Raw genomic sequence first — 19,777 nt, forward strand, 5'->3', positions numbered from 1 at the left:
CTCTATGTAGTCAAAATCGAATGGCAAGCTTTGGAAAAAAAGCACACAGCCGAAAGGCTGCATGCTTATCATACCATTTATTTAAATTCGGCAACAAGCTTGTCGAATTCTTCAGATGTAATCATCATGTTTTGTTTCGCCAGGCCTTCCTGCTTAAAGCCAGTGACAAGGTCCTCATAAGCTTTGCGAGTCTTATCCTGGTAAATAAGACCAGTCAGCATCCCGTTTGTTTCCATAATCTTGTTCATCGCAAGCATGCGGTTTGCCGGATCATAGTCAGGGAACTGCTCAAGGTTCACGATATTCTCTTTGAACCAATCATACGTGTTGATTTTATTAAAGGTCACACATGGGCTGAACACGTTAATAAGCGAGAAGCCCTCATGCTGAATTCCTTGCTCAATCAAGCTGGTCAGCTGCTTCAAATCGCTTGAGAACGATTGCGCGACGAATGTAGCACCAGCGGACAGCGCGATTTCCAGCGGCGAAAGCGTAGACTCGATTGAACCTTCCGGTGTTGATTTTGTCTTGAAGCCCTCTGCGCTGCGAGGTGATGTTTGACCCTTCGTCAGACCGTAAATTTGGTTATCCATAACAATGTACGTAACGTTCAGGTTACGGCGGATTGCATGTACAGTATGGCCCATACCGATTGCAAAGCCGTCGCCGTCGCCGCCTGAAGCGATAACGGTAAGCTCGCGGTTAGCCAGCTTAACGCCTTGCGCGATTGGAAGAGCCCGCCCATGAATACCGTGGAAGCCGTATGCGTTAATGTAACCGGAGATCCGTCCGGAACAGCCGATTCCGGATATAACTGCCAATTCCTCAGGGACAAGTCCGACGTTAGCCGCTGCGCGTTGAATCGCTGCTTGTATAGAGAAGTCACCGCAGCCAGGACACCAGTTAGGCTTTACATTATTTCTAAACTCTTTGAACGTTGCCATCTAAACTCAACTCCTTACAAGCTTTGTGAACGTCGGAAGGCAGGAACGGGTTTCCGTCATATTTGAGCAAGCTTTCAATTTTTTCCGCAAAGCCGGCATGCATCTTAATCTGGGAAGCAAGCTGAGCAGTTGCGTTATTTTCAACGACGATCACTTTTTTCGCATTATTCAAGTAAGGCAGCAGCAGCTTTGTCGGGAACGGGTGAATTTGACGAATCGTAATATGATTCGATGTCACGCCTTCCCCCGTCAACAGACTTCTAGCTTCATCAATTGTCCCGCCAGTAGAGCCCATGCCGACAATGAGTAAATCTGGTGTTTCGTGCGGTGCGTTTACGCGGATCGCGTCACGGATATACATATCATTCAGCTTGTTAAGACGCTTATCCATCATGTTCTGACGGTTTAGCGCATTCTCGGATGGCCGCCCAACTTCATCATGCTCAACGCCCGTCACGTGATGCAGGCCGCCCTTCTCACCCGGCAATACGCGTGGTGATACGCCATCCTCGGTAAGCTCGTAACGTTTGAATAGGTCATGACCTTCAAGCGCAGGCACATTCTCCTGAAGCTTCCCGCGCTTAATTTCAATCTTACTGTAATCAAGCGGCTCACAGGATTGTTTGCCTAGCGACAGCTGCAAATCCGTCATTAGAATAACCGGCACTTGATATTGCTCAGCAAGGTTAAACGATTCAATCGTATCATAGAAACAGTCTTCAATCGAAGCTGGCGCGATAACGATCTTCGGAATTTCGCCATGCGTTCCGTATACCATCGCATTCAGGTCGGATTGCTCCTGCTTCGTAGGAAGACCTGTAGACGGGCCGCCACGCTGCGTATTAACGATAACAAGCGGTGTCTCTGTCATGCCGGCAAGTCCAATGGCTTCCATCATCAGTGAAAGACCAGGTCCCGCAGATGCGGTCATGGTGCGGACACCCGCATAGTTCGCGCCGATAGCCATCGTTACAGCTGCGATCTCATCCTCCGTCTGTACAACGGTGCCGCCGAATTTCGGAAGCTTTTTGATCAAATATTCCATGATTTCCGATGCCGGTGTAATCGGGTAAGCCGACATCAAACGGCAGCCTGCTGCGATGGATCCAAGTCCAATCGCTTCATTACCGATCATGAACAGCTTTTGCTTGCCGTCGGCTTCATCTAGCTTGAACTCATCAAGCGGTCCGCCTGCTTGCTCAAGCACGAATTCTGCGCCGCGTTTGACGGCTTCAATATTTTTCTCCACAATTGCCGCGCCCTTGCGGCCAAACTCTTCTTCTACCGCCTTGTTAAATACCTCAATCGGCAGTCCCAGTAGAGCCCAAGAAGCCCCGGAAGCCACCATGTTCTTCATCAACGATGTGCCTAATTCCTCTGCCATTGCCGTAATAGGAACAGCGAACAATCTCGCATTGATTCCATCAGGAATGGTCGGATTGAACTTTGCATCCGCTACGATTACACCGCCAAGGCGCAATTCCTTCGCATTCAAATCAATGCTTTCTTGATCGAAAGCAACCAAAATATCTAAATCATCAGAAATGGCACGAATCGGATTCGTGCTTATACGAATTTTATTGTTTGTATGTCCGCCCTTAATTCTTGAAGAAAAGTGCCGATACCCATATAGATAATAGCCTAAGCGGTTAAGCGCCGTGGAAAAGATCCGGTCCGTACTTTCAACGCCTTCCCCTTGTTGTCCCCCGATCTTCCAAGACAATTGACTGATCAAAATGCCCATCTCCTCTTTTTCTAGAACGTGCAAATATTTGAAAACATCAAACAATTATATAATAGAAGTTGTAATAGTCACAACAATTTTAAGGTGCAAATTCATATAAATCAAGATGTAAACGCTTAATAAAAACATAGTTTGTTTCGATTGTTATCATATCGGAAATAGATTGAATTCCATTTCAGCTTTTAGGGAGATTTTCTTTTAGAAATCGTAATGCGTTGCCGGACATAAATTGCTCAGTTTGTTTAATGGAATAACGTTTTATTAACGCCTCTTGAAGCGCTGAAACCTCCATAGGATGAGTCAAACACTCCACATATCGATCAATGCCATCAAAGTCAGACCCGATCATAATATGCTCCTCACCGCCCAGCTTGCATATATGCTCAATATGCCTAATTACATCATCCACGGTCACGGTCTCCGCGCTGGAGACAAACCAGGGTACAAAGGTGACGCCAATCATTCCCTGCATGGCCATTATTTTTATTATTTGTTCATCCGTTAGATTTCTTGGGTGATCGCATATCGCTTTCGCATTGGAATGAGAGGCAATGATCGGCTTGATTGACAGTTCTGCAACATCCCAGAATGACTGCTCGGACAAATGAGACACATCTATCATTATACCCAATTTATTGCATTCCTCTACAAACTGTCGTCCCTTCGCCGTCAAGCCTCCGCCCCTCGGCTCCATCACACCGTCCGCCGCCCAATTCGCATGGTTCCAGGTCAAGCCGGCAGCCCGCACACCTAATTGATATAATATGCGCAGCAGCGACATTTGTCCTTGAAGTCCGTCAACTCCTTCTAATGAAAGGAGTGCGCCAATCTTCCCTTCCTTCTCGCACCTCTCCAAATCGCCGGACGATCGAACCCATTCCATATCTCCGCTAGTCAGCACCAGTTGGTGAAAGCGATCCAGACTTTCCATAATCGGTTCTAACCGTCCGTTCATCGATTGCGGCACATATACCGCAAATGTTTGCAGGACCGTTTCCGCAGTCTTCAGTCGCTCGTATGTAACATCCAATTGACCAGGTCTGCTGGATTGAAAGGTTAGCTCCTCATCAAGCAGCAGCTTATACAAAACATCACAATGAAAATCAACTATTTTCACAAAGTGATCCTCACTTTCCTTAGAATCGCAGCAAAAAACCTGTCTACGACGTAAACAGGCGATTAGTATCGGTATTCAGTCAACCATTACTGAACATGCCGTAAGGCTTTACCGAGGCTCAACGATCAATTTAATAGCTGTTCGATCCTCACCGTCAATAACAATGTCCGTAAAAGCTGGAATACAAATCAGATCCACCCCGCTGGGAGCGACAAATCCGCGTGCAATCGCTACGGCCTTGATCGCTTGATTAAGCGCACCAGCTCCAATGGCTTGCAGCTCGGCGCCACCGCGTTCACGAAGAACGCCAGCGAGCGCACCTGCAACGGAATTTGGATTGGACTTTGCTGAAACTTTTAATACATCCATAAAAAGAACCTCCCCTTGGACTGTTGGATGGATTCCACTTTTAAATAGTATTCGAGAGAGGTTAAAAAATTCCTGCTTTTATTCCCGCAAATTCGCAAACTGTTCTGAATTGTCGGAACTTTTCAAATTTTAATCGTATTACATCAACAGCCATTCATCTTCCGTTAAACGGATCTTCTCGATTTTCCGTGCTTGGCCCGTTGTCCCATCCAGCTGAACGGATACCGCATGCAAATGCCATTTTCCTTCATCCACGACAAATCTTACCGGCAGCTGTGTAATAAACTTGTGCAATACAGCATTCCTCTCCATCCCAAGCACACCTTCCTTCGGTCCCGTCATGCCAACATCCGTTATGTAAGCCGTACCGCCAGGCAAGATCGTATCATCGTTTGTCTGCACATGTGTGTGCGTGCCTACTACTACCGACGCTCTTCCGTCGAGATGCCAACCCATTGCTATTTTCTCTGAGGTTGCTTCAGCATGGAAATCAACGAAAATATGGTTTGTCTTCTCGTTTGCCTCTTCAATTAATTCATCTGCCTTCCGGAATGGACAGTCGATGGGCGGAAGAAAGGTTCGACCCTGCAAATTAATAATAGCAAGCTGCTTCCCGTTCGCTTTGATGAAGGCCATTCCTTGTCCAGGAGCTTCAGGCGCATAATTCGCTGGACGAACAATACGCGGCTCCTCATCGATCCACTCAAAAATATCTTTATTATCCCACGTATGGTTGCCCATTGTGATTCCATGGATGCCCCATTCGAAAAATTCCTTTGCAATATTGGCGGTAATACCTCGACCAGCCGCCGCATTTTCCCCATTTGCAATGATAATATGGGGATTGTATTTGCTCTTCAGTGCAGGCAGGACACGCTTCAGCGCGCTTCTTCCTACATTTCCCACAATATCACCGATAAATAAAACGTTCATAATCAGACACTTCCTTTTTATACGATTCAAACAGAAAAGTGGCTGACAAGCAGCCACTTTTCTGAAATACATATGAATTTAATCGTCTATTTCGCGTATTCGACCGCTCTTGTCTCACGAATAACCGTAACTTTAATATGTCCGGGATAATCGAGTTCGCTCTCGATTTTTTTCGTAATGTCACGAGCAAGACGGAATGCTTCCGTATCGTCGATTTTGTCAGGCTGCACCATGACGCGCACCTCGCGGCCTGCTTGGATCGCATACGATTTTTCAACGCCATCGAATGATTCGGAGATACCTTCTAGCTTCTCCAGTCGTTTAATGTACGTTTCAAGCGTTTCACGGCGAGCTCCTGGACGCGCTGCCGATAATGCATCAGCCGCTCCTACGAGCATCGCGATCACAGAGGTTGCCTCTGTATCACCGTGGTGGGAAGCAATACTGTTAATAACAACAGGATGCTCCTTGTACTTCTTCGCAAGCTCAACGCCGATTTCAACGTGTGAGCCTTCTACTTCATGGTCAAGTGCCTTACCAATATCATGCAGCAATCCTGCACGCTTCGCCAGCGTTATATCCTCGCCAAGCTCCGCGGCCATCAAGCCTGTTAGGTAAGCAACCTCCATGGAGTGCTTCAGTACGTTCTGACCATAGCTTGTCCGATACTTTAATCGTCCTAAAATCTTGATTAAATCCGGATGCAAGCCATGAACGCCAACCTCGAAGGTAGCCTGCTCTCCGTATTCACGGATACGCTCGTCCACTTCCTTACGAGATTTTTCAACCATTTCTTCAATGCGAGCCGGATGGATACGACCATCAGCCACAAGCTTTTCCAGAGATGTGCGGGCAATTTCGCGTCTTATCGGGTCGAACCCGGACAAAATGACCGCTTCCGGTGTATCGTCGATGATTAGATCGATACCGGTCAATGTTTCCAAAGCACGGATATTACGGCCTTCACGTCCGATGATACGGCCTTTCATTTCCTCATTAGGCAAAGTAACAACGGAAACCGTAGTCTCTGCCACATGATCTGCCGCACAGCGTTGAATGGCTAGTGAAATAATGTTGCGTGCTTTCTTATCGGCCTCTTCTTTCGCTTGCTGCTCGATCTCTTTAATCATTTGTGCTGTTTCATGTCGTACTTCCGCTTCAACATTGGATAAAATAATCGATTTCGCATCTTCCGTCGTTAAGCTCGATATACGCTCCAACTCACTAAGCTGCTGCTTGTAAATGGAGTCTATCTGCTCTTGCGTTTCATCGATCCGTTTTTCTTTGTTGGCTACTAACTCTTCTTTGCGTTCCAGCGCTTCTAACTTTTTATCCAACGACTCCTCTTTTTGGAGCAAACGTCTTTCCTGACGTTGAGCCTCGTTGCGTCGCTCACGAATGTCTCTCTCGGCTTCGGAACGAAGTTTGTGGACTTCATCTTTTGCCTCTAGCACGGTTTCTTTCTTCTGAGCTTCTGCTTCCTTCTTCGCATTTTCTACGATTTGGACCGCTGCTTGCTCAGCACTCGAAATTTTAGCCTCGGCAATCGACTTTCGAATAAAATAACCAATCCCAAAGAAAATTGCGCCAACAAAGAGACAGATCAAGATCCAAATGACTTCTGTAGGCATCTTGTTCACCTCCTTGCTGCATACCAAGGCACTGCTTGGGATGATATTAGGTTTTCAACCGGTTTCCATACCGTTTCAACAGTTACTAAATTTGACGAAAAAAATCGCATTGAATCAATTTTTGGAAGGGAAATTGATTCAATTATAGAAGGAATACAACCTCATTTTATCTTTTCATAAAATCAATTGTCAAGCATTAGCCCATCTTCTTCATTGCAAGTATCGTTTTCATCCACTTTCCCCACTTCATTTACCGCTTCTCTCACGATATCGCCAGGGAACCCTCTGCGCATTAAAAAGGCAACCAGCTTACGTTTTCGCTCCATTCGCTCCCCTTTCAAAGAACGCCATTTCTTCGTTGCGGCAAGCAGAGCCGCTTTTAATTCCTGTTCCCGATCGAGCCCGTCGGTCGCCTCATCTGCGGCTTGTTTCGACACGCCTCGCTGCCGAAGCTCCTGCTTAATCCAGCGTCGACCTTTAAGACTGTTTTTAAGACGTCCGGCTGCGAATTGACGTGCATATTGTTCATCATCCACAATATGCTCCTTCTCTAAACGGTCAAGCGCATATTGAATATTCGATTCCTCAAACAGCTTTTGTGTCAAATATTGCGCGATTTGCTTCCTTGTACGCGGCTTTATTCCTAAATAGGCTATGGCGAGCACGTACGCTCTGTAACGCTCGTCCTCCGACCGAATTTCTTCAATCTGGTCAGCTGTCAGCTGCAGCCCCTTCATCAGGCGATACCGAATCAGAATATCCTCATGAACGGACAATAACAGCTTCTCTGATTCGCCAGCAAGATGATATAGTCTCCTTTGCTTCTTATCTTGTCGTACGGATAAGATCATCCACTCTTCCGTATTATCCAAATCGATAGTAATCACCTCGTATTTCCTTTATAAACAAGCTTCGCCGCCCCTTGTGGGACGGCGAAGCTGCATGTGCGATATGGAATACTTCGATATCGATTAATCCAAATCTTCGAACTCTTCGTCTTCTTCCTCAGCCTTGAAGTTGGCTTGCGTTGCAGCAGCGGATAAGTTACTCGCTTCGCGAATTTGTTTCTCGATCACATCTGCAATATCTTTATGATCCTTCAAATACTGCTTGGCATTCTCCCGGCCTTGTCCCAAACGTTCGCCATTGTAGGAAAACCATGCTCCGCTCTTCTGAACGATATCCATTTCGACACCGATATCCACCAGTGTACCTTCCTTGGAAATCCCTTCGCCATACATAATATCGATCTCTGCCTGCTTAAACGGAGGTGCCACCTTATTCTTGACAACTTTAATCCGAGTGCGGTTACCGACCATGTCATTGCCTTGCTTCAACGTCTCAATACGCCGAACATCAAGACGTACGCTGGAGTAGAACTTCAATGCGCGACCGCCTGGCGTAGTCTCAGGGTTCCCGAACATGACGCCAACCTTCTCACGCAGCTGGTTAATGAAGATCGCAATCGTCTTCGACTTGGAGATAGCTCCGGACAGTTTGCGAAGCGCTTGAGACATCAAGCGCGCTTGAAGACCCACGTGGGAATCGCCCATATCGCCTTCAATTTCCGCTTTCGGAACGAGCGCCGCAACCGAGTCAATGACGACGATATCCACCGCTCCGCTCCGTACGAGCGCCTCAGCGATTTCCAATGCTTGCTCGCCAGTATCAGGCTGCGAAAGCAGCAATTCATCAATATTAACACCCAGCTTGCTGGCGTATAGAGGATCAAGCGCATGCTCCGCATCGATAAATGCAGCTTGTCCGCCGATTCGTTGAACCTCGGCAATAGCGTGAAGCGCAACTGTTGTTTTACCGGAGGATTCCGGTCCGTATATTTCTATAACACGTCCACGCGGCAAGCCGCCGATTCCCAATGCGATATCTAGAGCAAGTGAACCGCTAGGCACGGTCTCTACCTGCATGTGTGTGGATTCACCCAGTTTCATGATGGAGCCTTTACCAAATTGCTTCTCAATTTGACGTAAAGCCATTTCTAATGCAGCGCGACGATCCGACAAGAAACTCACATCCTTCATTATTTATAACGTTACGATATTTATAACTTTATGATACCTTGTTTCGGCCAGGTTGCCAAGCATTTTTTTCGAACATACATTCGCCTTTTGGATTCACCTCCTAAAATGAACATAAAAAAACCGCAGCAAAGTAATCTTTTATACTAAATAAGTTTTATGGTATAATCGAGCTATATATTTTAAGGGGGGACAATATTAATGAAGCAAAAAATTGTAGCTTACATACGAATTAGCACGAACCATACTGAGCAAAAGCATAGTTTAATCTCACAGCGCCATTACTTTGAGCATGAAGTTTTAAAGCAAAAAAGCGAATATTCCAATTGTGAAATGTCTGAAATTTATGCCGATGAGGGATTGACTGCAACTAAGTTTATGCGTCCCTCTTTTCTTCTTATGGTACATGACGCTGGTGTTGACATTGATTATAAAGATAATCGTAGAAAAAAAGGTAAAATGCGATTTGAAGCATCTAAAGATCGAGAACCTAAATTTAGCCGAGTTTTGGTTACTAATATTTCAAGAATGAGCCGCGATGTCGTAATTGTTGACGTTTTACGCGAACTTGCAAAGAAAAATGTTTATGTTGATTTTATTGATAATGGATGGACAACTGAGAAACAAGCAGACTGGACATTCATTACTTTGTTTTTTACACTTGCTGAACAAGAAAGTCGTGACAGGTCTGAAAAGGTCAAATCAGGTCTAGCTAAAACTGCAAGCAGAGGTAAACTATTCAGCGTTCACAACTTGTACGGATACGATTATATAGATAAGAAATTAGTAATCAATGAAGCTGAAGCTGCACATGTGCGTACAGTATTTAATATGTATGCTGATGGAATTGGAGTAAGACGAATCAGCAAGTACCTTGCAGACAATAATATACTTACTCGCAAAGGTGAAAATTTTAGCGAATCGACTATACGCTTAATGATTGCCAATGAAAAGTATGAAGGCATATTATACCGTAATAAGCATGATAATGGCGAAGTACACATGCATAAACGCACATTAAAGGATAAGTCTGAATGGATAAACGCAAGCGACATCGAACATGCTGATATGATACCAGCCATCATAACTTCAGAACTATTTGAACGAGTACAGGATATCCGTAATAACAAAGTTTCAAGCACAAGTAAGCGCGGAATGAATACAGGTACAAGCGAGTACGCTGGATTACTTATATGCGCTCAATGTGGAAGCAAGATGATTAAGAGTACACAATACAATAAAAATAAAGAAGCCTTATACCATTTCTACTTATGTAGCAATAAGAAGAATAATGGTAAAAAGGCATGTAATATGATACGTGTTCATGAAGATTGGATAAAACAAATATTTAGCGAATTTGATAATGAAGATATAAATAGTATGCTAAACGATAATAAAGATGATTGGATTATCGATTTAAATAAACTCAAAAACAAACTTGAAAGCAATATCAATAATCAGGACAAAGCAGAAGCGGACAGATTACAATTATTATTGGCTGATATATCAGAAAAGAAAAAACGTTTAGCAAAATTGTTTATTATGGGCAAATTTACTGATGAAGAGTTATACGAAATGAAACAGGAAATCGATACAGAATATGCAGAAATAGAGGAACAATATAAGCATGCGACATTATCTAATGAAGATTTACTTAAATCACTAAAGGATATTGATGATGTAATCAGCAATGTGCGTAATTTTTCGTTCAAAGGTACGATCAATAATCGAGAATTGTTACAAGAAGTGGTTATTGTTTATGCTGTTGGCAAAAATTCTGATATTCTGTCTTTCCTATTTGAACTAACTATTTTTGATAAATTATATGATATTGTTCGAAAATATTTCAATGAAGACGATAGAATTTTTTATTCTACCAAAGACTATACAATGGAACTATTAAAAACTAAATCGTAATTCATAAGGTAAAAAAAGCCGTACAGGACAATTATCCCATACGGCTCTTTACCATCTACATCCTCGACATCACAATCAGATTAAGCCAACTCAATTCGCTAATCGTCAATTGCTTTCTCTCTGCCTTTTCAATCCAACTCTTATCAGTAATAATCTTATTATCATACAGCTTCTGCAAAGAATCTTTAGCCATTTTCCATTCACTATCTGATAGTACCAAAACATCATCATCCTTTTCTTTAACCACTGGTCTTTTACCATTCTTTAAATCAACAATACTCAAACCAAATGTCATTTGAAAATGTGGATTATCCTTGAATGACTTCCAATCGCCACCCCACTCGAATCCAAGATTCTTTGCTTCGGAAACAACCTCCATCCAATCAGCCGTTTTATCATTATCAGCATCACGCTTCATATCCCAAAAGACTTGTTTGCCATCGGATGAAAGCAATGCAAAGTCGATTGCTAATCCATAGTTATGATACGATGATCCACCTTTAGCATTCGTAACTATGTTGCCTTTAGTTGTCCTTCCTTGAGCATATAAAGCATTCTGCTCAGCAATGGAGCGATAACCTTGAGTAATGAGTATTGGAACTCCCTTATTATATGAAGCAATCATTAATTGCTCTGCTGCTTCTCTAACGCCAGGATGCAAACCGAAAAAATTAGAGGCTGATTTTGCCTGTACCTGTGATAGTGTAATCATTGCTTTTCTCCTCTGTCCTTCACAATAGCAATAACCTTCTTCAAGGGTTCAGGGAATGGTAATCCCATACGAGCGTAATTTTCAGCTAGACTGACAAGTTCATTAGCTATCCAGAACCAAATAACGCCTATCATAATCCAATCAACGCCAATTGCTTGATCCGCATAGTTTGCAAGCCATAGAGATAATATTATGAAGCATTTTTTACTTAATCCCTTGAACCCCACTGAGCTGCTTAAACCTTTCCCTTCGATAATACTCGCTGCACAACCGGATAAATAATCAATAGCCATGCAGATAAACATAAAATGTAGCAATGGTGTCATGCCTCCAAGCGCATACGTAAAAATAGAACCAAAAAAAGCCGATACTCCGTAGAGACCAGCTTCCTTGGCAGTTAATATTTTTAGTTGTGTAATCATTAATTTAACCGCTCCCAACCTCAATCATATTTCCATTCTCATCCTCGTAACCTAATACATCTTCAAGATTAAAGATGCAGTTGTCATATTCGCTTATCAATACACCACTTCTTCTTACAGCAAGTGTCTCAATAAGCACATCTCTAAATCTGACATCTAATGGATCAATACTATTTCTAAATGTAATCATAAACATTTATGCCACCACCATGTAAGAAAATTCTATCGCCCAATACTTGCGCCATAATATTGACGTTGCAGACTCTAAAATATAATGGCTACCATATCCTTTTACTTCAAATGTTCCAGCAGAAGTATCAACATTAACCACGTCTAAATAGTTTCCCAAATCTACATAAGGGGCATAATAGCTATCTCCATCTCTAATAGCCATTGTGTAAGGCGCTGATGATTTAACAGATACAGAAACAGTGAAGTTCTTGTTTTGAAAGTCGGATGGCAACGTTATTACTATGTTCGGAATTCCATCACCATTAGCTGTTCCATTTGCATATCTAGTGCCTCCAGTATCAAAGTAATTTCCAGTTGATCCAGTTTCAGCCGAACCAGTAGCTGACAAATAATTATATGGTTTCTCTACACCACCCTTGAGTCTAAGGAGTCCATCGCCGCTTAATATAGTCTTACTTCCATCGGTATGATATCCGACAACACCGTATTTACCTGTCTCCCATTCACCCATGCGAATTACTTCACTTGTACCATCTGTTATATGAAAGCCATCGCCATCTATATAGGCTGATCCATCTGATTCAATTCTGACATAAGATGCTCTAAGGATACCTGTGTTGATTTCATCCGCAATAACACCGTTACCACTACTCATCGTTCTCCAATTCCACTCACCATTACCAAGTTTGTTACTTGCAAGCGCAATTATACCGCAACCAATAAATACTGCTCCAAAAGTTGGACTGTTTATATTATTGTTTTCGATGAGGAAACCTTGATCTTCAAATACTTCAGCTGTCTGATACTCACCAGAAGCGACTAATTGATTTTTAAGAGTGTTAATTTTACCGCTAAGCCATGATGTATCAACTTTGCCACTTGAGTCCGTAAATCGATCTACCCGATTACTAGTCTCATTAAGTTTAGATAAAGCATCTGTTACACTTGGTATAAAATTAGCAAGTACAACAGTTGATTTCTCAGGTTCAAATGGATAGTACTCATACTCCACAATTCTTGCGGATACACGCAAATCCAAATCTTCATCATAAATATGAATGGTATCTCCTAATCCAAAACTCTCGCTGTCATCGTACCCGACTGCATTTTTAAGCTCTATTACATCAGCTTCATAATAAATGTACGGTGTATCATGCTTTGAAAGGTACTCTATAGCCATCTGCTGAAGTGTAGTCGTATCAGTGACATCTTTAAATACGATCTCTGCTACTTTTGGTCTGGGATACAGGTTGATATTTGAACTATCAATAGGATCAATTGTAATGTCATCTTTTCCGTATGCGTAAAGTCGAGTGACGATATTATCCGATTTAACTACTCTCTTTATTGATCGTAAATTTTTTCTATAGCGAAACTGTACGCCATTATCATTTCCAGTTTGCGGTAACAATGTAATATTGAAGTTATCTCGCTTCAACTCTCCACCTGTTGCTATTAGCAATTGGTTCAATGCAGCAATCACACTTTGACGATTAACAATTAAATCATAGTTTCCAGTAATTGATACGGTATTCGCACTGAATCGTGTTCCTACCAGTAGTTCATCAATTAAAAATTGTACTGTAGCATCCGATTGCTCAAAGTTTGTTTTATATTCATTAATTAATTCATAAAAAATATGCTCACACTCTACATGAGCGATAAGCATATCATCATTAGTTCTCTCTTCGGTTATAGTGCGAATAATAAATAATTGACCATTAATCTTTATGTAATTTTCTTCTGATAAAGCTTCAAACTTCTTATCCGTTCTTGGTAAAGATAATGTAAGCAAATACTCGCCATTTAGACGTTCGAATATTCGAACATTATAGGCATTCTCTAAGATTGCCTCTCCAAATGTATTGAAGTTAGTCTCTAGCTTGTCATATATAATTGGATAATTAATACCCTCTCACCTCCATTTAAATAAGCTTATAGAGAATAAAAAAGAGCACCACTATGGGTGCTCACTGCTGAATAGTATGGTCCTAATTCAAAGCTTCTTTAAACTTTTTTAGTAGATCCTCTTTTTCTTTCTTCAATTGCAAAATTGATTCCTCTGAAATATCTGGATAGCAAAATTCTGAATCGTACCATCTTTCCAAAAGATCATGAAATATCTCTTCAATTTTTTTCGTATCCATATATTCACCTGCTTAAGGTATAATTTAATCCAGAGAGGGGGTGTGATGAACATGTCATTTGAAGAATCAAAATTACTGTTGAATCAAGCAAAAATAACTCTACAAGAAATAGAATCATCTTATGATCATTATTTATCATTAAAAGATGTTTCAGTGGAATTACAGTTAAAAATTAAAGACTTTCTTGATAAAGTAAACCCTGCATTAGATTACGCCGCTTTCAAGATTTTCACTACATACTGTGCGAAGTATGTTAGCCCTGAAAAGCTGAACAGAGCAGAATCGATAGTATATTTTCCCTATAAAAAAAACATTACTGATTTTGAAGATTATTTAAAGAAAGTTTTTCCTAACTTAGTAGCTGATAAGCCAGATATTGTAGATATATTCAAGAAGTATCAGCCGTTTCCTGCACGTTCCAAGTGGCTTTATTATTTAAGAGAACTTGTTTCGCATAATAAACATAGAAACTTTACCAAACAATCACTTAGGCAAACCACAAATATAAATTACTTGAATCTTCCTGGAGGTAATCAATTAATTGGTGTTACTTTAGTCACTGAAGGGAATGGTCAGCCAATTTCTATTAATGGTCAACATGTAGATCTTGAAAACTCACCACACAATATGGGTTTTAATGGATCTATTGAAACTGACTTTATTTTTAAAGATATCGATCAGCCGGTACTTAAGACGTTGAAACGAATTTATGCTAGTGCACCTACTGTAATAAAAGATCTTGAACAGATTATTTAGAGAGGGAGTATTCCCCTCTCTTTTTCTATTACTGAACAGTATGGTCCTACTGTCCTGTTGATGCGTTTAATTCTTGTTCGATTTCCTGCCTCTTCGCGGGCCCGTACTTCGCTTCGATTTGCGCTAAGGTTAATTCCCGACTGGTTCCCTGATTCTCTTTCAAAATCACGTAATGCGCCCAAAAACTCATAAATTACACACCTCCCAAGAGCAGATCGCCGAGCATAACCGTCATTTCGTTTAACTCTTGTCGCAATGTTTCGACTTCTGACGGTGGGTCATGAGGGCGAGCCGCCCATTCATCATCCAATTCCGCTTGCGTACGCTCAGCCATCGCGCCGTTTGTGATTTTGTACTTGTATTGCATCCGATCTGTTAATAGAGGGACTTGGAAGTGTCTTCCTTCTTGACCTGACAGTTCTAAATCGCCTGCCTTCGGCTGTTCGAACGCAGAAGAAAAGCCGTGGATGATTATCCCGGCTTCGTTGGTTTGTATATAGTGTTTGTATCCGTCCATTAAGTTGCCTCCTTATAACCTAGCATCAGCTACATATTGAAAAGATCGCCTTATACTTGTTGGGCCTGTAACAATATAATTGGACTGAAATCCATTTTCAGTGGTCCCTGTAATAAACGCACCTCCAGCTAACGTTCTATCAGCTGCTCCATCGTATACCACGTTTACTGCACCTGTCGAAGGGCTGTATATGGTTACTGTTGGAGAGGATACTCTTTTTCTTGCGGCAAAGCTTGTCCAATCATATACAGCTCCATCATTTGTTCCGTTTTCGGTTGTCTGCTGAATCGCCCCCGCAAAAGCACTAATACTACCTGGCGCGACTATATACTGGTAACTTTTCTCCCAGAAAAATTGACACAATGCCAATTCCTCCGACAACGATCGCGGCTGCGATGGAAGTGCTACTTCTCCTGCATTGACCACCACATCGGCAAAGTCGATTGTTCCCGCCGCCCGAAATGTTTCAGGCGTAGACGATCCTACTCGGGATTGATTGGATGCATCCCAAGCATATTGAAGACTAACCCTGAGAAAATCATTATTATCTGAACCGAAAGTTTTCCCCAATAATGTATTCGTTTCAAATGTAAAACTATATTTTTTCCAGCCCGAAGTAAGCGTAACATTGCTTCCGTTAATAATTTCAGGAGCGGATGGTGTACCGCCTGTACCATAATTTTGAATCAAAAACACACCAAGCCTCTTGCCTGCTACCGATGATCTCGCCCAAAAGGATACCGTTATTTTTCGTCCGTTTCCGCATAAGTAGCGTGTTCCAAACAGGATCGGTTGTGCGGTACGGAAGTCAGAAGGGTTTGTTCCTGCTCCATCAAAATTAACTCGATAATGATGGAACACTCCCGCAATTTCTCCAGCCAGGAGCCTTTGTTGAGAATGCGTTATAGTTGCTGGCGCTCCACCCCCAGTGTGCGCCTGCCATTGATCTGCAACATACTGCAAATTATTCGGATTTGTTGTCACGGTTCGCTCTTGAAAGATATTGAACAGACCGTTAATGATAGCGTTCTGAAAGATACCTGTCCGTGCGTTCACAGTTTTCTCCAACTGCGTATTAGTGCTTTCTAAATCAACTTGATTCGCCTTCTCCGCCAACTGTGCATTAAGGGATGTGTATTCAGTATCGAGTCTAGACTTCAAATCAAGATATACTTCACCCTCAACTGGCATCCTCGCGTCCGTTATTTCCAATGAATTTGCAACAACTACCTCTCGTTCCGAGTCCAGCCGATCCTTTAAAATCGGATAAGTTACGCCCGATGAAGAAAGTCGTGCATCTACGATTTCGATGTTACTACTACCTGCATCAGCAACAATATTATCGACACGTGTATTCACCTCTTGTATTGCTTCGTTTATAGATTGTCTACCAACATTTAGAGGTGTATTAATTGGTATAATCTCAGCCATTTCATCATTCCTTTTACATAAATTTTGCTCTAAAAATAAAAGAAACCGATGCATCTACATCAGTTCCAGTTATATCTATTTCGTTTATTCCAGGTATTAATTCAACAAAATCACCCGATGAATTGACAAGAAGATTAGTGTTTCCTGCCTTAACAGTCATTTTGTCATTGTCAATCTTCATGACACCTGAGAAAGCTTCGGAATAAACAAACGTTTTACCATTTGCCGAAATATTTATATTAGCAAAGCTACCATTGATCTCAATGACTGGTGATACAGACACATAACCAAAGTTGTTTACGTTTATAGTCGTTTGACCATTAATAGTAAATACAAATTCATCATCAAAAGTAATATCGCTGTCCATACTCAATTCCGAATCCCACGTTATCTCTGTTGATAATTCCGTTTGATATGCGTAAGAATCAAAAGCAACTAAAGGTAACGTAAATGTTCCATATTCGGCTATACGCTCAATAGGCATATCACCTGAATATCGAACATAGTACATCTTGTCCGATTCAGTACTAAATTTAAGTTCCAGTGTTTTTGGTCTGCCTTTATCATCAAGTAAGTGCCTTATTAGCTGTCTAATAGCTAATTGTAACTCTGCTGTCGATTTGGTTTTTACAAAGGCACAGCCGAGATCAAATTGTCTAACACCTAAGTCACTCCCGAAATCATAAGCACCATTTTTCCCCGATATTAACACAGTTCTATCAATGGTTTGAGGCAATATAGGACGTTGATTATCCTTTAATAATACTAGTCCTAACTCAGTAAATGATTTATCTCCTAACCAAACTTCTGTCATGTTAACAATCCTCCATAAGCTCTTGAACGACTTGTTGCTGAATTAGCTTGATGTCTGGATACACTGGTCGCTATCTCTTTACCGTCTAAATGAATATGCGTATGTACAACAGTTTCACCATGATTAGACACTTTATCAAGAGGTGTTACTTTTGCACCCTTAATGCCAGAAAGCAATTCAGGCCCTTTTTCCCCTACGATTACGGAACCGTTATCTAAGATGTTTCCACCTTTAGCCAGCATGGGAATAGTAGGGATATTAAATCCGAATGATCCACCTACACCCGTCAGTTCCTTCACCCAGTCAGGCACGTCAACTTTTACTCGATTCAGACCCTTGATCATGCCGTTTACGGCTCTTATTACGCCATTGACTACACCTTTAACAATGTTTTCTATACCGCCAAAGATACCCTCGAATATCTGGACAGCACCTTCCCACATCTTCTTCCAATCGCCTCGGAAAATACCATCGATGACTTTTATAACTCCACTAATAACATCTACAACAGCGGATATTACCGCTCCAATGACATTAAAAGCGGTCTCAACTATCCCTTGTATAATCGGAAAAACAGTCTGGAATATAACCTTAATCCAATTCAGCAATGTTCCTAAAGTTTGCTTAATCCCTGCTCCATTTTCATCCCAATACTTTTTAATTGCCGCTAACGTCTTCTGTATAAATGGAACAAGCCAATCCATAATAGGCTTAATAATAGTATCCTTCAACCATGTCCAGACTTTGCCGAATCCTTCAAGAACCTTTCCTGAATTACCCATTGCATCAGCAATCCATGCTTTGATCTCAGGCATCTTACCCTGTAACCAGTTAGCAAATTGATTTAGTATAGGTAACACTTTTTCACCTATCGGAATTAGAATACTCGTTTCAAATTGCCGTTTGATACCAGTCATCGCTTCGCCAAATGTGTTAAATTGAAGTTGATTTATCTTATCAAGGGTATTAGCGCTCATATCAGTTGCAGAGTTAATATTAGCAAGAGCAGTTATAGCGCCAGCTTCCAGATCCTCAAACTGCGTACCAAACAAAGCGACTCCGATTGCATTTTGCTGTAATGGATCTTTAACACTAGCTAGTGCTGTTGTCACTTGTTGAAAAGCTGCTTGAGCTGACTCCCCACCTTTAGCAAACTGAGCTGACATTTGTTCGCCATTCATAGATAATGCTGAGAAGGCATCAAGTGAGCTTTTAGACATATCCTTAGAACGAATAGTAAATTCCTTTATTGCATCTCCAACTTTATCAATAGAGAAGGAACCATTTTTAGCACCTTGAATAAGTGTATCTGTAAATTGTTCGGCAGAGAATCCTAAAGCCTTAAACTGTGGACTATACTCGTTAAGAGTGTCAAGCAGATCACCATTCTTATTCGCTCCATTTTGTGCACCTTGAGCCATAAGAGTATAAGCCTGCTTGCTCGTAATTCCAAAATTCTTCATGAGTGAATTAGCAGTTCTAGCTGTCTCATTAATATCCATATCAAAACTATCTGCAAGCATCAAAGCATTCTGAGTTGTTTCCTCAAGCTCTTTACCAGCTAATCCAGTAGTCTTTGCAACTTCAGACATTGCCATCGCTATATCATTAAAGGATTCGCCATATCCCTTTTCATAGATGGATAACAGAGAATCACGCATACCTTTGATTTCATCATCAGTTGATCCAGTTTGTTGTTGAAGCTTATTTAAAGCCTTCTGTAATTCATCAGCAGCTCCTACAGACTTAACTCCTAAAGCAACAACCGCAGTAGCAGCCATTGCACCTACAGCAAGTGCAGCAGCGCCTACAGCGACACCAATCGTACCAAAAGTACCAGCTAATCCCTTACCTTTATTATCTACTCTATCAATGCGGTTACTAGCATCATCATCATTGATGAATATTGATCCAAACAGTCTAAATATCTCCAAATCATCACTCCTTTCTACAACAAAAAACCGCTATATTTTAGCGGCTGGTTGCGGATTTTTATTAAATGCAGATATGATACTATTCACGTCTTCCATTATATCTTCTTCTGTCCTCGTATCTTTTGTTATCTTGTTAACCTTCTCTGGATTATAAAACTTAT

20 protein-coding genes are annotated in these 19,777 nt (G+C 41.7%); 2 read left to right on the forward strand and 18 right to left on the reverse strand.

All coding sequences use genetic code 11. The annotated features are described in order from the left end of the window. Nucleotides 1-77 precede the first annotated feature (77 nt). From ACO9K6_RS01060 to recA, 8 genes are all read right to left on the reverse strand, one after another. A complete protein-coding gene (locus ACO9K6_RS01060; protein WP_424765675.1) occupies nucleotides 78-944 on the reverse strand; it encodes a 2-oxoacid:ferredoxin oxidoreductase subunit beta in 867 nt (288 codons plus the stop codon). Next, nucleotides 922-2,679, reverse strand: coding sequence for a 2-oxoacid:acceptor oxidoreductase subunit alpha (locus ACO9K6_RS01065; protein ID WP_424765676.1), 1,758 nt, complete (start codon nucleotides 2,677-2,679; stop codon nucleotides 922-924). Before ACO9K6_RS01065 ends, ACO9K6_RS01060 begins: the two co-directional genes overlap by 23 nt. A 184-nt stretch (nucleotides 2,680-2,863) precedes the next feature. Continuing rightward, nucleotides 2,864-3,805: a dipeptidase gene (locus ACO9K6_RS01070; protein WP_424765677.1), complete on the reverse strand. Its 942-nt coding sequence runs from the start codon at nucleotides 3,803-3,805 to the stop codon at nucleotides 2,864-2,866. 108 nt (nucleotides 3,806-3,913) lie between these two features. Then, nucleotides 3,914-4,174: a stage V sporulation protein S gene (locus ACO9K6_RS01075; RefSeq protein WP_006036664.1), complete on the reverse strand. Its 261-nt coding sequence runs from the start codon at nucleotides 4,172-4,174 to the stop codon at nucleotides 3,914-3,916. A gap of 138 nt (nucleotides 4,175-4,312) precedes the next feature. Then, nucleotides 4,313-5,107 carry a TIGR00282 family metallophosphoesterase gene (locus tag ACO9K6_RS01080; protein ID WP_424765678.1) on the reverse strand — a complete coding sequence of 265 codons (795 nt, stop codon included), beginning with the start codon at nucleotides 5,105-5,107 and terminating at the stop codon, nucleotides 4,313-4,315. A gap of 86 nt (nucleotides 5,108-5,193) precedes the next feature. Continuing rightward, nucleotides 5,194-6,738 carry a ribonuclease Y gene (gene rny, locus ACO9K6_RS01085; protein ID WP_424765679.1) on the reverse strand — a complete coding sequence of 515 codons (1,545 nt, stop codon included), beginning with the start codon at nucleotides 6,736-6,738 and terminating at the stop codon, nucleotides 5,194-5,196. Between the two features lie 182 nt (nucleotides 6,739-6,920). Beyond that, nucleotides 6,921-7,625, reverse strand: a complete 705-nt coding sequence (locus ACO9K6_RS01090) for a regulatory protein RecX (RefSeq protein ID WP_424765680.1) — start codon at nucleotides 7,623-7,625, stop codon at nucleotides 6,921-6,923. 84 nt (nucleotides 7,626-7,709) lie between these two features. After that, nucleotides 7,710-8,759, reverse strand: coding sequence for a recombinase RecA (gene recA, locus ACO9K6_RS01095; protein ID WP_424765681.1), 1,050 nt, complete (start codon nucleotides 8,757-8,759; stop codon nucleotides 7,710-7,712). Nucleotides 8,760-8,975: 216 nt separating this feature from the next. Here recA and ACO9K6_RS01100 point away from each other — a divergent pair, with 216 nt between their 5' ends. Next, the gene (locus tag ACO9K6_RS01100; RefSeq protein WP_424765682.1) at nucleotides 8,976-10,691 is read left to right on the forward strand and encodes a recombinase family protein; all 1,716 of its coding nucleotides are present in this window, start codon (nucleotides 8,976-8,978) and stop codon (nucleotides 10,689-10,691) included. A 55-nt stretch (nucleotides 10,692-10,746) separates the two neighbouring features. On the opposite strand, the gene ACO9K6_RS01105 is transcribed toward ACO9K6_RS01100, so the two are convergent. From ACO9K6_RS01105 to ACO9K6_RS01125, 5 genes are all read right to left on the reverse strand, one after another. After that, nucleotides 10,747-11,403, reverse strand: coding sequence for a M15 family metallopeptidase (locus ACO9K6_RS01105; RefSeq protein ID WP_424765683.1), 657 nt, complete (start codon nucleotides 11,401-11,403; stop codon nucleotides 10,747-10,749). After that, complete coding sequence (locus ACO9K6_RS01110; RefSeq protein WP_424765684.1) at nucleotides 11,400-11,825, reverse strand: phage holin family protein; 426 nt, start codon at nucleotides 11,823-11,825, stop codon at nucleotides 11,400-11,402. The genes ACO9K6_RS01105 and ACO9K6_RS01110 overlap by 4 nt, the downstream gene beginning before the upstream one ends. A gap of 4 nt (nucleotides 11,826-11,829) precedes the next feature. Beyond that, nucleotides 11,830-12,021 carry a hypothetical protein gene (locus ACO9K6_RS01115; RefSeq protein ID WP_424765685.1) on the reverse strand — a complete coding sequence of 64 codons (192 nt, stop codon included), beginning with the start codon at nucleotides 12,019-12,021 and terminating at the stop codon, nucleotides 11,830-11,832. Continuing rightward, on the reverse strand, nucleotides 12,022-13,926 hold the full coding sequence (locus tag ACO9K6_RS01120) for a phage tail spike protein (RefSeq protein WP_424765944.1): 1,905 nt from the start codon (nucleotides 13,924-13,926) through the stop codon (nucleotides 12,022-12,024). An 82-nt stretch (nucleotides 13,927-14,008) separates the two neighbouring features. After that, nucleotides 14,009-14,164, reverse strand: coding sequence for a hypothetical protein (locus ACO9K6_RS01125; RefSeq protein WP_424765686.1), 156 nt, complete (start codon nucleotides 14,162-14,164; stop codon nucleotides 14,009-14,011). Between the two features lie 51 nt (nucleotides 14,165-14,215). Here ACO9K6_RS01125 and ACO9K6_RS01130 point away from each other — a divergent pair, with 51 nt between their 5' ends. After that, complete coding sequence (locus ACO9K6_RS01130; protein WP_424765687.1) at nucleotides 14,216-14,920, forward strand: hypothetical protein; 705 nt, start codon at nucleotides 14,216-14,218, stop codon at nucleotides 14,918-14,920. Between the two features lie 46 nt (nucleotides 14,921-14,966). Here the strand turns inward: ACO9K6_RS01130 and ACO9K6_RS01135 are convergent, their stop codons facing one another. The 5 genes from ACO9K6_RS01135 to ACO9K6_RS01155 are packed head-to-tail and all read right to left on the reverse strand — an operon-like array spanning nucleotide 14,967 to nucleotide 19,616. After that, nucleotides 14,967-15,110, reverse strand: a complete 144-nt coding sequence (locus ACO9K6_RS01135) for a hypothetical protein (protein ID WP_424765688.1) — start codon at nucleotides 15,108-15,110, stop codon at nucleotides 14,967-14,969. Between the two features lie 3 nt (nucleotides 15,111-15,113). Further along, entirely contained in the window at nucleotides 15,114-15,437 is a 324-nt protein-coding gene (locus tag ACO9K6_RS01140) for a hypothetical protein (protein ID WP_424765689.1), read from the reverse strand. Nucleotides 15,438-15,449: 12 nt separating this feature from the next. Further along, entirely contained in the window at nucleotides 15,450-16,922 is a 1,473-nt protein-coding gene (locus ACO9K6_RS01145) for a hypothetical protein (protein WP_424765690.1), read from the reverse strand. Beyond that, nucleotides 16,882-17,682, reverse strand: coding sequence for a phage tail domain-containing protein (locus ACO9K6_RS01150; protein WP_424765691.1), 801 nt, complete (start codon nucleotides 17,680-17,682; stop codon nucleotides 16,882-16,884). Before ACO9K6_RS01150 ends, ACO9K6_RS01145 begins: the two co-directional genes overlap by 41 nt. After that, entirely contained in the window at nucleotides 17,679-19,616 is a 1,938-nt protein-coding gene (locus ACO9K6_RS01155; protein WP_424765692.1) for a phage tail tape measure protein, read from the reverse strand. The genes ACO9K6_RS01150 and ACO9K6_RS01155 overlap by 4 nt, the downstream gene beginning before the upstream one ends. Nucleotides 19,617-19,777 lie beyond the last annotated feature (161 nt).

The sequence above is a fragment of the Paenibacillus praedii genome (assembly GCF_049725345.1).
Lineage (GTDB): Bacteria > Bacillota > Bacilli > Paenibacillales > Paenibacillaceae > Pristimantibacillus.